Annotated in this window: 14 protein-coding genes and 1 tRNA gene; 3 read left to right on the top strand and 12 right to left on the bottom strand. The window is 28.4% G+C overall.

Going from position 1 to position 12,701, the window contains the following annotated elements:
* The first annotated feature begins 105 nt into the window (after window positions 1-105).
* On the top strand, window positions 106-501 hold the full coding sequence (locus tag N508_RS00180; RefSeq protein ID WP_023276769.1) for a hypothetical protein: 396 nt from the start codon (window positions 106-108) through the stop codon (window positions 499-501).
* A 4-nt stretch (window positions 502-505) separates the two neighbouring features.
* Here the strand turns inward: N508_RS00180 and N508_RS00175 are convergent, their stop codons facing one another.
* The 11 genes from N508_RS00175 to N508_RS00125 all read right to left on the bottom strand — a co-directional run bounded on the left by N508_RS00175 (window position 506) and on the right by N508_RS00125 (window position 10,933).
* Window positions 506-1,705 (bottom strand): hypothetical protein, encoded by a 1,200-nt coding sequence (locus N508_RS00175; protein WP_040637337.1) that lies wholly within the window; start codon window positions 1,703-1,705, stop codon window positions 506-508.
* Between the two features lie 147 nt (window positions 1,706-1,852).
* Entirely contained in the window at window positions 1,853-4,711 is a 2,859-nt protein-coding gene (locus N508_RS00170; RefSeq protein WP_023276771.1) for a conjugal transfer protein TraG N-terminal domain-containing protein, read from the bottom strand.
* A gap of 86 nt (window positions 4,712-4,797) precedes the next feature.
* Window positions 4,798-5,499, bottom strand: a complete 702-nt coding sequence (locus N508_RS00165; RefSeq protein ID WP_143815599.1) for a hypothetical protein — start codon at window positions 5,497-5,499, stop codon at window positions 4,798-4,800.
* A gap of 106 nt (window positions 5,500-5,605) precedes the next feature.
* Window positions 5,606-5,809, bottom strand: a complete 204-nt coding sequence (locus tag N508_RS00160; RefSeq protein ID WP_023276773.1) for a hypothetical protein — start codon at window positions 5,807-5,809, stop codon at window positions 5,606-5,608.
* Window positions 5,810-6,259: 450 nt separating this feature from the next.
* Window positions 6,260-6,844 carry a hypothetical protein gene (locus N508_RS00155; protein WP_023276774.1) on the bottom strand — a complete coding sequence of 195 codons (585 nt, stop codon included), beginning with the start codon at window positions 6,842-6,844 and terminating at the stop codon, window positions 6,260-6,262.
* Between the two features lie 4 nt (window positions 6,845-6,848).
* A complete protein-coding gene (locus tag N508_RS00150) occupies window positions 6,849-7,958 on the bottom strand; it encodes an XRE family transcriptional regulator (RefSeq protein ID WP_023276775.1) in 1,110 nt (369 codons plus the stop codon).
* A 195-nt stretch (window positions 7,959-8,153) separates the two neighbouring features.
* The gene (locus tag N508_RS00145; protein WP_179077821.1) at window positions 8,154-9,038 is read right to left on the bottom strand and encodes an IS30 family transposase; all 885 of its coding nucleotides are present in this window, start codon (window positions 9,036-9,038) and stop codon (window positions 8,154-8,156) included.
* A 265-nt stretch (window positions 9,039-9,303) separates the two neighbouring features.
* Window positions 9,304-9,558 carry a hypothetical protein gene (locus N508_RS00140; RefSeq protein WP_023276776.1) on the bottom strand — a complete coding sequence of 85 codons (255 nt, stop codon included), beginning with the start codon at window positions 9,556-9,558 and terminating at the stop codon, window positions 9,304-9,306.
* A 221-nt stretch (window positions 9,559-9,779) separates the two neighbouring features.
* Complete coding sequence (ssb, locus tag N508_RS00135; protein ID WP_023276778.1) at window positions 9,780-10,184, bottom strand: single-stranded DNA-binding protein; 405 nt, start codon at window positions 10,182-10,184, stop codon at window positions 9,780-9,782.
* Window positions 10,185-10,195: 11 nt separating this feature from the next.
* A complete protein-coding gene (locus N508_RS00130) occupies window positions 10,196-10,360 on the bottom strand; it encodes a hypothetical protein (RefSeq protein WP_155944399.1) in 165 nt (54 codons plus the stop codon).
* A gap of 267 nt (window positions 10,361-10,627) precedes the next feature.
* Window positions 10,628-10,933, bottom strand: coding sequence for a helix-turn-helix domain-containing protein (locus tag N508_RS00125; protein ID WP_023276780.1), 306 nt, complete (start codon window positions 10,931-10,933; stop codon window positions 10,628-10,630).
* Window positions 10,934-11,183: 250 nt separating this feature from the next.
* Here N508_RS00125 and N508_RS00120 point away from each other — a divergent pair, with 250 nt between their 5' ends.
* Window positions 11,184-11,843 (top strand): XRE family transcriptional regulator, encoded by a 660-nt coding sequence (locus N508_RS00120; RefSeq protein ID WP_023276781.1) that lies wholly within the window; start codon window positions 11,184-11,186, stop codon window positions 11,841-11,843.
* Window positions 11,844-11,968: 125 nt separating this feature from the next.
* Here N508_RS00120 and N508_RS00115 read toward each other — a convergent pair.
* A tRNA-Arg gene (locus tag N508_RS00115) sits at window positions 11,969-12,042 on the bottom strand.
* A 197-nt stretch (window positions 12,043-12,239) separates the two neighbouring features.
* Here N508_RS00115 and N508_RS00110 point away from each other — a divergent pair.
* The gene (locus N508_RS00110; protein ID WP_023276782.1) at window positions 12,240-12,695 is read left to right on the top strand and encodes a Fur family transcriptional regulator; all 456 of its coding nucleotides are present in this window, start codon (window positions 12,240-12,242) and stop codon (window positions 12,693-12,695) included.
* The last annotated feature ends 6 nt before the right edge of the window (window positions 12,696-12,701 follow it).

Here is a 12,701-nt window from a genome sequence, read left to right as displayed (position 1 = left end):
TTTTATGGCTTTATTTTAAAATTTTGCTTGACTTTTTTATAATATTGTGATACATTATTTTTATGATGAAGATGGTTCATCAAATAAATTATGGGAGATGATATTATGTTATCATTTATTTTATGGATTTTTGGTTGTATAGTTGTAATACCTGCTATGATATATATATTTAATAAAGTTATGAAAAATAGAGCAGTAAAAAAAGGTGGTGCTATGACTAAAGATAGATACAACACAATTGCTTCAAGACTTTTACTTATTACACTGCTTTCTACTTTCGTATGTGTGGCTATAAACTCTTATATGCCATTAATTATTACTGGGGCAGCATTCGTTGGTTTTCTTGTATTCGCTAGAAAAAGGTATGGGTATAGAGCTGTGGAGTATCGTGGAACCCCTATTGAAATGATGACAAAAGAAGAATTATTTAAAAAATTTGATGAAGAAAAAACTTTTATGACAATTAATTCTTGTAGCATATATCATAGCGATGATAAATAAAATATCATTTCTTCTCTTGTACTATATTTAGTATATTTTTTATTTTTCTCCATATAAATGAACGCATAAGTGTAATAATTGCAATAATAATAGTTGATAAATATACTATTAACTTGCCAGCAATATCAGATTCTTTTATAAAGAATTTGGTTATTTCTATCACAAATGGTGCAACAGCCAATATTATACCAATAAGAGCTATATTGGTATTAAATGTTTGACTTTTTCTATTTTCTAATAACTTAGTTAGCTCTAATACCTGAGTATTTACCTCATCATGTTTTGTTTTAATATTATAATTTTCTGCTATTATATTCCAAAGACTACAAAGTCTATGTCTATCCATTTTAACTGGGGTTCCAAAAAAGAATTGCAAATTAAAAGCATGAATAGATTCTTGTAATTCAATGATTTTTTCAATATCATATCTATGCTTATTGTAAAGTTCTGCTCCATTTTTTAAAAAATCATCCATTTTTAAATTATAAGCAATAGCTAATAAAAATAATATTGCAATGTTATGATATCGTCTTACATCAGTCCATATATCATATACAGCAAATCCTCTTTCACATATTATAAAGAAAAAACTCTTTCCTATATAACTGTTTGTATTACTAGCTTTAAGTGTAGAATACCCTCTTAAATCATTAGAAATTTGCTCAATATCTATATTTTCAATGTTAACATTATCATCTTCATTTTCATTATATGATGATTTTTGATATTTAAGATATACATCTTTATTTCCATAGAATAGATTATATAGAATATATTTTCTATCTTCCTCATCAATAATATTATTAACACTATTATTATTTTCTTCTGAATTATCTTTTGTTTCGCTGCCATTATTTTTACTTTTATCGTTTTTATTTTTTTCATTTTGTATATCTTTATTAAACATCCTTAAAAGATGTTGTGTATCAGTATCTATATATATTTTTGTTTTTTCTTTTTTTGAATCACCTTCTGGATCATCTTTTATTATTCTTGATTTAAAATAAAGAGTAACAATATTGTCTTTGCTATTATCTCTAAAATTATTAAAAAAAGTAAACTTTAAATATTGCTCTTTTTTTGGATTAATTAAAATATTACCTTTTTGATTATTTTCAGAACAATCTTCATTTATTAAATTCTCAACAATAATACTATTACCAAGCACATCATATAAAAATTTATATTGATTTTTTTTATTCATACTATCCAGTTTCATTTTTAATATTAGTTTCCATATAAACACTCTATTTATAGAATAATAGATATATAAATAAAAAATAGTAATAAATCAATAGAAAAATAGCCGAGTTTTTTACAGTCGGCTATTTATTTATAAGGTTATGCAATTTTATTTCAAAACTTTATTCATATGCTTTTCCCCCATTTCATCTATTTTGTCAGCTGCTTTTCCAGCTGCATTAGCTGCAGAGCCAAACATATTTTTAGCTCCGTCTAATGCTTCGTTCATAGCATTGCCTGGACCATATACTTGACCACCTAGCTCATTTTTTAAGAAGTCATTATATGCTCTAAATCGTTCTTGTGCTGCTTTATCATACTGTTCTGCTGTCCAGTTATTAGCTTTCGCATCAGCATCAAGCTGGTTCATAATATTTTCATTCATAAGTCTGTTAAGGTTTGCAGTATCAACCTGACCAGAGCTGTGGTCAACAGATGCTTTTAGTGCAGCATTAAACCCTATACTAGCTCCATTACCAAGTGCTTTAAAACCAGCTGATGCTTCAAATTTACCCATAGCATCGAGTGCTTGTTGTTCTGAAATTTGGTCTTTACCACCTCTTTGTAATATACTGTCTTGATATTTGGTCATATTATCCACAAATGCTTCTTTCATCAATCCTTCATTGGCACCAAATTTAGACAAACCTTGATTAACTATTTCAAGACCACCTGTATAGCCATTTACTTCATCGCCAAGAGCAAGTTTTGTGCCTCCAGAAATAGTTGTAGCATTATTAATATTTGTGCTGTTTCCACCTTCTGAATTGCTCTTAACTATATCACCTGTTACTGACATACCATTCTTACCAAAGCCTATTGATGCATTCTCTACTGTCGCTGTATATTTCATACCATCTTTTGTGCCTTCAATAGTTGCTGTATCTCCATTCCAGCTTACTTTACCACTGACACTTTCTCCATTGACCATAATATTATCACCAGACATTGAACCAGAATTGCCAACATTCACTGTATCCATATTTTCGTATTTAGTGTTTTCAGTTTTAACATTGCTGGCATCTAAGTTAGTTGATACAACTGATGATGCTTGAAAGGCATTTTCACGACCACCCTGTCCGCCCTGCACTACATCTTTTTGATAATCTGACATATTACCTGTGCCAGAGATTTCACCTTTATAACTGCCTACAAAATTACCATTCTTATCATATTCATTTATTGTGCCGCTTCCTGTCCACCCACCTGATGTCTGGTCAAAGGTGCCATTAACTTCATAAGTTTTACCTGTCTGGCTGTCTGTTATCCAGGTTGAACCCTTATGAACATTCTCATCTATATCTTTATTTGAAATCTCTGTACCAGTTCTCACACTGCTTTGGTTGCTTGCCGTCTGCTGATGGTCCATACTTAACTTGCTAGATGTGCCTGCATTCATTGTCTGAGCTGCATCATACTTGTTCATATTAACATTATTCATACGGATATTACCAACACTCATACTGCCACTGGCTGCCTCTGCTGTTGCACTTGACACACCTGCTGTTGCTGTGCCTGCTATGCTGCCCATCATACTTGCTGCTCCATAACCGCTTAAGGTTGCTATACTGAATGCTAAAGTTGGTATCATCCAATACATACCAAGAGACAGCGATAAGGTATCAGTTATTACAGAATTTATAAATGGCTGACTTTCCATATTATAGCCATTCATACCACTTAATGCAAACAACGCCTTAGTCCTTACTATTATTATAAAATCTAATAACTGGTCTCCTACATTCCATAAGGCAAGTGCTATCAATAAACCAAATATCATCGCAAATGGCTTTTGGAAATTACTTGTTACTAATGCTATAATTATTATCAATGGAATTACTGCAACAAAAATAACTGTCAAATATCCTTTTGCTATCGGCATATATTTCTTTGCCATTATACCCTGCATACTGGCATTCATTCTGGCTGTCTCCTGTGCTTTTGCCATTGAATAGGCTAAACCAGTAGTATCTAACCCCATGCCATTTGCTATATTCTCATACGAATCATTAAATGTATTTATGGCCATAGAATTAGTCAATACATTTGACTGATTTTGCTGAAAACCAACTATTGCAGTATTAACTGCACCTATCATCCTGTCTAACTGGATACCTGCAGATAAACCTAAACCTGCCTTTAACTGATTTGCTGCCGCTGCTGATACTGTTGCAAACTGATTATCTATCGCATGATACAACTTATCACAGGTCAATATCTTGCCATCTGGACCCCATTCTTGAGAATAATCCATATAAAAACTGCCTATTCTGGCTTTATGCAGGTCCTGACCAAATAACTGCCATAAATTCGTGCTTGTTGCTACTGCACGAACATCTAAATACCCTGAAACCATATCTGGAAGAACACAGTTCTCTACAAAAGACTGGTATGACCTTGTAAAATCTGGATTATTTATCCTGACATTAGTTGTTGACTGGTATAAATTTAATGCAGTAATAATAGACATACCATCTAAATACTGAGCCCCTGCCCGTAAACCGCCGAAATTCAAGCTGGCACGAAATGCTTCCCTCACTCCATATTCTAAATTTGAAAGCACATATAATGGATAACCAACTACTCCCGGCACTTTTTCCACACGCTCTGCTACTCCATTTGGTGTTAATGCTCCATTACCTGACACATCTACTACATCTAAATTCATTTGAGAAAATGGTGAGATTAAAAATGTCTGTAATGCTATTACCAGTATTACTTTCTGAAATATTAACACTGGTGAAAAACCTTTATCACTTATAAGGGATAAAAATACAGTAATCATACTAAGCAGCATGGCTATTTTGAACATATCACCAAAGCTCTTTGTTCCCATAAAATACTTCACTGCTTCAAGCATACTTACCATAATATCTTGGTAGCCCCATGTATATACTGTATACTGGGCATACGAAAAGGCTGGTATTGATAATACTATCAATAGTGTTGAAATGAATATTCGCTTCATAAAACCTCCATAATCATTTTATTTATTAATAATTATGGAGTGTTACATATTATTATATAATGGTGTATTATAGAATAAAAATAGACTTATATTCTTTCTTTATATAGAAAAAAATCTTTAAGAATTGTTTTAAAATTTTTATTATTTTCCGAATTACTATCCATTGCTAATTTGTCTAAATATTTTTCTGCAATATTTTGGATACTATTCTCAATTTCTTCATGTTTTTCTATGTTAGATAAATAATCTATTTCATTACAGCGAATTATAATAAATTCTTTTCTAAATTCTTTTTTAATATTAGGATACTTTTCTATAACAGGATAAAGACATCTTATAATAATTTTATAAGCATCTTTTTTTCCTCTTTTTAAATGACTAACAGCTTTTGCAATGTTTCTTACATATACTTCATTATTAGAATTGTGTTTGTGTAAAAGTGCAGTGATAATATGTGACATTGCATTATGAAACTCTGTTAGTAAATCACTTAATATCCCATTTGCATACCGATGTAATTGACAATATGCAATAACAAACTTTTGAAAATTATCTAAAAATGCATCTTCCTTAAGCAATGATTGTATACTATCTTCTGTTAATGCTTTATTTTTGAAAACATGTTGGATACTATTTTTTAATTCATCATCACAACAATTTTCCTTATTTTCAAGATAAGCATTAATTATCTCATTTGCACCATTTTTATATTTTTCAATAACACTATCGCAGAATTTACCATTATTCAGTATATATAATAGAGCATCAGAAATTTTTAAATACAACATCTTTATACTACGGAAATCACGAGTATTAATGATACTAACAATAGAATCATAAAATATAAATTTGTGGTATGTTTGTAGTAAATATGTCAACACTATTACATTGTTATCATACGGCATGATTTCGTTTTATATCCTCACGAATACCCTTATCAAGTTCAAGCATTCTTGTATCAATGCTTGTTTTAGGAAGAGCAATACTCCCTTTCCCTCTATTAAACACATATAGACAAGTATTATCTTCGTTATCTGCAATCTCATATAAAGCCTTTCTTGCTTCTAACAACAATTTCTTTTTTTCATCAGATTCCATAAATTTCCCCTTATATGAATTATTTTATACCTGCTATATGATTATTAATATCATGATTAATTTTTACAATCTTTTCATCTGTTGACATGTATAAATCAGCAACACTACCTTTACTAGAGCCTGAAACTAAAAGATGGTTGCTTTATTCATTATTTGATGCAACTGACTTTAAATATTCTAAAGCTTCATCAAACATAGTTGGGTCAATATCTGATTGTCTTAACATAACAACTGCCCCATATAATTAAGGATAATTGAATATCAATATCACAAAAGCATTTTATTTGCAAATATTTTTTTATAAACTTTTATCTATTTTTATTTATTTTAATCTACCTTATAATTAATCCTCCATAATCATTTTATTTATTAATGACTATGGAATGTTAAGTGAAGTAATTAAATTTCTAAAAGTGATTCAGAATGTAGTATAAAATACAAACATATATATTAGAGAATTCTAACCTTTGTAATGCTTAATAATTCTTTACAATCTGTATCATAATTAAAATCACCAAAGTAACTGTTAATTTTCTTCTGACTAAATACAAAACATTTCATAATACTAGTGAGAGTAGATATGTCTATCTTACCATCTTGATATAATTGTTTAAGTAATGCAAATATTGTAACTCTATAATTACTAATTGCTCCTAAATCTCTTTTATGCGGAACAACTACTTTCACTAAGTTCTCATATTGAGGCACAATAACATGTAATGTTGCTAACTCTTTTGAGTTTGATACTTGTTTATAGTTTGAATTCATAGCATTCTTTATATCATTATAATATCTTTCACTCAATTTATCACTATCAGACAAAATATTTCTAGAATTAACTCCAAAATAGTTTAGTACAAATTTATCAAACTTACCTATTTTACAATGAACAGCATTTATTCTTAGTATATCACTATTTGTTAAGCGTAAAAAAGTTTCTCTTATAATATAAGGACTACAAAGAGAATATAGTAACTTTTGTATTCTCAAATCTATACAAAACAATAAAGTTTCTGAATAAAATACATATCTCATGTATTTATTGCTCAAAAATTATATTATTATTCATAAGCATTAAAGCTTTATCTTTTGCTATATCACCATCATTTATCATATCAACTATTGCACTATTTAATAATTGATTTACCTCTAACCCAGCTTTTGTAGAAAAAGCGTGTCCTAAAAAAAGCTTGTTAATAATATCATTTGCATAATCATTGATTTTATTACCATTAATTAAACCCAAATGGTTTAATGAGTATAAAATAGTTTTATATGATGCATTATATTTCTGAGATACTTGTTTGATAGTTTCTATCCAATCTTCTACACAAAAGTTATTCTTCTCTATTTTACCAAAATATTCACGCATATCATCTTGTGGAAGTAAAATTAAATTAGCAAAATAATTAACTAGATCTTCTTCTTCTGGTAAAGTTGCACTTTTATTAGAATGGAATATAATATGACCCAATTCATGTAATAGTGTAAATGTTTGTTTGATATAACTATCTTTTTGATTAATATATATAAATATTTTTTCATCATTAATAGAATAAAATGCTAATCCATTTACATTTTCAGGTAAGTCTGCAAAAGAAACAAAACCTAGTTTATCCATGATAAATTCTAATAAATCATCACTTAAAACACCAGTTTTTTTACCAAAAAAAGTTTCTCTAATATGACTAGCCATAGTTGGTAAAAACTCATGATTTAACATATCGGCATATTCTTGATTGAAAATAGGTATTCCTTGATTATTCTCTGCATTTTCTATTTTTTTTTCACTTTGGTTAGAAGATACTTCCTGTAACAATGAATAACAACTTAAAGCTTTATTCATATAATAAAATTTATCAACATCTGACAAATTACTAAAACATTCAGTATCAGCAACTGCCATTCTAGCACTAACATTAAATTTTGTTACATCACTATAATCACATGTAAAAAATTCTGTAGGCATTTTATAAAGATACGATAAGAAATCTTTCTGATACTCTGAAGGCTTACTTTTATTATGTTCCCATTGTCTTATTAATTTCTCATTAACTCCTAAGATATTAGCAACATCAGTAGTTGACAAAAAACACTGTTTCCTAAATTTAGTTAAAAACAATCCCAAAGATGCTTGTTCAGTATTCATTATTCCCTCTAAACAAATATCGTTTATAATACAATGTTTATTTTATCTATATATTCCACTATAAAATATAATTGAATATATAAATAAATATCTGATATTTGTATTATTCCAGCATCAGTAAAATATAAGCTGATTTTATTTTATACATATTTTTTATTCAATAATCAATACCTATATGCAATAAATTTGTAAAATCTAAAAACGATTGCAACATTTTAAGCAGTTGTTTAAGTTCTCATAAAATATATCATTAGCCGATTTATAATTAAATAATTTTCTAGGATAATTATTCATCCAGTCTTGTATTTTTTTAATATAAGCAGCTGAAAAGTTTTTAATATCAGTTTTCTTTTTAATAAATTTCCTTATAAGTTTATTATTATTCTCATTACTTCCCCTCTCCCAAGAGCAATAAGGGTGAGCATAATAAATAGTTGTTCGTTTAGATACTTTATCATACACTGATTTTTCTAAACCTGCCATATCTAAAAATTCTACACCATTATCTACTGTTATGCTCTTAAATATTAAGCTGAATTTATCTTTATACTTTCTTTCTAACTTATCTAATGCTGCTATTATACTTTTCTGTGTTTTATTTCTTAATTTGATTATTATTTCAAACCGTGATACTCGTTCTGTAAGCACCAGTAAGGCTGATTTACTGCCTTGTTTGCCCACCACTGTATCCATCTCCCAATTGCCATATAGTCGCTCTTTCAGTTCAAATGGTCGTTCGTCTATACTTCTGCCGCGTGTATTATTATAGGCTGTTCGTGGATTACTTTTACATTGTTTAGTATATTTTCTATATTCTATACTTTCTAATAGTCCTAATGATATATAGTTATATATTGTTTGGGTACTTATTGTTGATATACACTGATGCCTTAACTCTCCAGATATAACATCTGGGGAATACTTCTCATCTAACTTACTCTGTATATAGTCTAATAAGCCATATTCAATGTTATATTGTAATTTCCTACCTGTTTTACTCATTAAACCTTGCCTTATATTTAGAGAATAGTATGCACTATATTCTTTCCTTACACTCAAGTCACTGTTGAGAAATTCCACTGTCCCTCGCTTTATTTCTCGGTATATCGTGCTTTTAGACCTGCATAATATCTACGCTATTTCCAACACACTAACTTTGGATTTCAACAGACCTTCTAATTTATAACACTCAAATGCATTTAAGTGTTTATTTTTACGATTTTTTGGTGTAGTATCCATTTGTGGTTGTTACCTCTCTTACTCTATTTTTTGGCTAAAAAATATTATTTTATTTAAAGAGTTTTAACAACCACTTTTTTATTTATTCACTTTTTCGCAATCGTTTTTAGATTTTACCATTTTCTCCATCAATTAAACTACTATCTTCTTTTATTTCTTTAAGTTCATTATTTTTCTGGTCTTGAAAAATGATGTTTTTTATCATATCCCATAATACAAGATAGGTCCCTTTCAAATCTGGTTCTAAATCTTCATAAAGATAAAGATAAGTTGCAACAATCAATTTATCTTTATATCGTTTGTTATTTATAAGACCTATAAACTCAGTTATTCTACTGTTAAAACCCAATAATTTTGTCATAACTGCACCTTATGTTTATTTAAAGATTATTACATGAATATTATCTTTGATATGTATTTTTTCTTGTTTACTAGTTTTATATTTTTTCAATATTTTTAAATCATTTTGACTATTTCTTTCTGACCTTGATTTATTTTTATCTTTTATTTCAATAATCATATATTTACCTTGCAGTTCTTTTCCTAATCTTGATACATATCAGGGTCTATTTAAACCCTGATTTAAAATGGAACATCCTCATCTGTAATAACTCTTTCCTCTTTTTCTGCTGTATTTGTTTGTTTTTTATCAGCAGTAGTATTATTATCAGCAAGTTTATTACCAAGTAGCCGTAACGATTCAACAATAACTTCATGCTTGCTGCGTTTTTGCCCATCCTGCTCCCATTGTCTAAAAGATAATCTGCCTTCAATAAGCACTGCTGAACCTTTAGCAGTATATTGACCAAATGTTTCTGCCAGTTTTCCATATACAACGATATCTATAAACATAACTTCTTCTTTATCTTTATATTTACGATTAACTGCTATTCCGCTTGATGCAACTGTTATATTATTTTGCAAAGTTCTTACATCTGGAATTTTTGTAAGATGTCCTGCCAAAATCACTTTATTAAAATCTGCCATAATTTCCTCCATTATTCACAATATTTATCACTTATGAATTCTTCAAGCTTACTATTAGTATGTACAGTTAAAATATAGTCATAAAGTTCCAATACTAATTTTTCATTGCCTTCTTCAACATCTATTAGAGTATAATCTTCTATATATTTTGCATGCTTTACTGCATTTATATCCATACAAAGCTTAATATCACCACACATAGTTATATATAATGAGTAATTACAATCTTTAAATTTAATAACAATATAATCACTTATTGTATTTGAACTCAGCTCTGGTATTTCCACTATATCTATAAAAGCATCATTGTTTTGGATTAATTCAATAATATTATCTAAATTGCATTTTTTCAGAGCTTTTTCTTTAAGAATATCTTATTTAGCTTTTTCCTGTTCTATTAAATACAAGTTTTTTTCATTTAATGCATTCATGTTATTTCTCCCTTATTTTGTTACCAGCACTTTATTTGATGTAGCAAACTCTAAAATATCACTAAACTTATATCTTATAGTTTTATTGCCTAAAACACAGTATGGTAAATATTTTTTATAAAACCTCCACTGTTGTAAGGTAGATACTTCTACATTCAAATATTCAGCTGTTTGTTTCTCTGTCAGTAAATCATCAAGTGAATATTTACTTTTTCTTGCACTCTCACCAGCAAGATTTGTAATATGCTTTACACTTTCTGATAATGCCTTTTCCACTGCATTACTAACACTTGCAGCAATAACTTCCTCAAAACTCATTATTATTCCTCCATTATTATTTTTTTTTAATATTCTTTGTATGTTACATTTTTTATAAAACTTGATTAATTTTTATTACTTTTATTTTATAAAGCATATTATAAGAAAACCATTTAGTATGTCAACATAAAAATACAAAATAATACTAAATAATACAAGTTTGTTTTTTTATGTATTTTTATGTTGCATTATTCTTTATTTAGTTTTATATTATTTTATTAACTTTTATTATTTTTTATGGAGTATAAAAATGAGTGTAAAAAACAGATTTAAAGAATTAAGATATACTCTTAATCTATCACAAAAAAAAATGGCAGAAGATATAGACATAAGTTATATTATGGTCCAAAATTATGAATATGGTAAAAATCCAGTATCAGACTCTACCTTATTAAAACTTCGTAATAAATATAATGTTAATCCTGACTGGCTTATAAATGGCACTGGCAGTATGTTTCTAGGTTCATCAAAAACAATAATACCAGAATGTATTAAGCTTCCTTACTTCAAAGAAGTATCTGCTGCTGCAGGTTCTGGAGCACTTGTATATGATGAAAATACAGTAGAGTATATGTCAATACCTTCTACTCTGATAAAAATAACACATTCAAATGATGTATCAATTATTAATGCTGTTGGTGATTCAATGTATCCATTAATTGATAATAATGATTTTATAATTATAGATTTAAGCCAGAAACAGTTTTTAACTGAAGGTATATATGTTATCCACATAGATGATACTCTGCTTGTCAAAAAACTTCAAAAAATACCTAATGGAGTCATTCTAGTATCAGAAAATCCTCAATATAAACCGATAGAATTAACTATAGATAATTTTACATCTGATAATGTTGCTATTATAGGGAAAGTAGTATCTGTAATCAAAAACTTTGGCAGAGAGATATGATAAAATATTCTAGGAAAAATTTCAGAAATAAAAACTATACCAAAATAAGACCAAAAATTATGTAAGAAGAAATTACAAGAATTCTAAAAATAAAAAAAGCCTTGAATAATCAAGGCTTTTAGTAACGCGCCCAGCAGGAATCGAACCCACAACCTTTTGATCCGTAGTCAAACGCTCTATCCAGTTGAGCTATGGGCGCTTATATATGAGAATGTATTTATATATAATAATTTTATTTTTTGCAAGCATTTTTTTTAATTATTCAAAACTTTTCCATAATATACTGTCATATATAAATATTTTATCATATCAGCACCTATTTTTGTAGAAATATAAAAAAACTTTTGCAAATATTTATAATTTAGTTTATTTTATATAATCAAGTTGGAGTAATATATGCAGAATAAAAAACTGGATAAAAATAGAGAATACTTTAAAACATTTCTTGCTACACAAAAACTTAGGCTTACAAATCAAAGACAGATTATATTTGATGAATTTATGAAATATGATTCTCATATTGATATTGATAAACTGTATGCTATTACAAAAGAAATAGACAATAATATAGGACTTGCTACAATTTATCGCACTATTAAGCTGCTTATAGAGGCAGGTATTGTTCGTGAAGTGCATTTTGGTGATGGTAAAAGCTACTATGAGGCTATTATGGGGAAAACCCACCATGACCATTTAATATGTGTTGTTTGTGGTAAAAATATTGAATTTAATGACCCAGACTTAGAAGAACTGCAAGAGCAGATTGCAGCAAAATATAAATTTAAGCTGACAAACCATTATATGAATTTATTTGGTGTATGCGAAAAATGCCGTTCTATTGGTAAAGGTTAATATGGA

This window comes from Mucispirillum schaedleri ASF457 (assembly GCF_000487995.2).
Classification (GTDB): domain Bacteria; phylum Chrysiogenota; class Deferribacteres; order Deferribacterales; family Mucispirillaceae; genus Mucispirillum; species Mucispirillum schaedleri.
This window is presented reverse-complemented; position numbering and strand designations above follow the sequence as displayed.

Excerpts from the sequence above, each read along its gene's own strand:
- ssb (WP_023276778.1), bottom strand. The coding sequence starts at position 10,184 with ATGGCAGATTTTAATAAAGTGATTTTGGCAGGACATCTTACAAAAATT.
- N508_RS00110 (WP_023276782.1), top strand. The coding sequence starts at position 12,240 with ATGCAGAATAAAAAACTGGATAAAAATAGAGAATACTTTAAAACATTT.
- N508_RS00170 (WP_023276771.1), bottom strand. The coding sequence starts at position 4,711 with ATGAAGCGAATATTCATTTCAACACTATTGATAGTATTATCAATACCA.
- N508_RS00130 (WP_155944399.1), bottom strand. The coding sequence starts at position 10,360 with ATGGATATAAATGCAGTAAAGCATGCAAAATATATAGAAGATTATACT.
- N508_RS00165 (WP_143815599.1), bottom strand. The coding sequence starts at position 5,499 with ATGTTGTATTTAAAAATTTCTGATGCTCTATTATATATACTGAATAAT.
- N508_RS00175 (WP_040637337.1), bottom strand. The coding sequence starts at position 1,705 with ATGAATAAAAAAAATCAATATAAATTTTTATATGATGTGCTTGGTAAT.
- N508_RS00140 (WP_023276776.1), bottom strand. The coding sequence starts at position 9,558 with ATGACAAAATTATTGGGTTTTAACAGTAGAATAACTGAGTTTATAGGT.
- N508_RS00120 (WP_023276781.1), top strand. The coding sequence starts at position 11,184 with ATGAGTGTAAAAAACAGATTTAAAGAATTAAGATATACTCTTAATCTA.
- N508_RS00180 (WP_023276769.1), top strand. The coding sequence starts at position 106 with ATGTTATCATTTATTTTATGGATTTTTGGTTGTATAGTTGTAATACCT.
- N508_RS00155 (WP_023276774.1), bottom strand. The coding sequence starts at position 6,844 with ATGAGATATGTATTTTATTCAGAAACTTTATTGTTTTGTATAGATTTG.
- N508_RS00125 (WP_023276780.1), bottom strand. The coding sequence starts at position 10,933 with ATGAGTTTTGAGGAAGTTATTGCTGCAAGTGTTAGTAATGCAGTGGAA.
- N508_RS00150 (WP_023276775.1), bottom strand. The coding sequence starts at position 7,958 with ATGAATACTGAACAAGCATCTTTGGGATTGTTTTTAACTAAATTTAGG.
- N508_RS00160 (WP_023276773.1), bottom strand. The coding sequence starts at position 5,809 with ATGGAATCTGATGAAAAAAAGAAATTGTTGTTAGAAGCAAGAAAGGCT.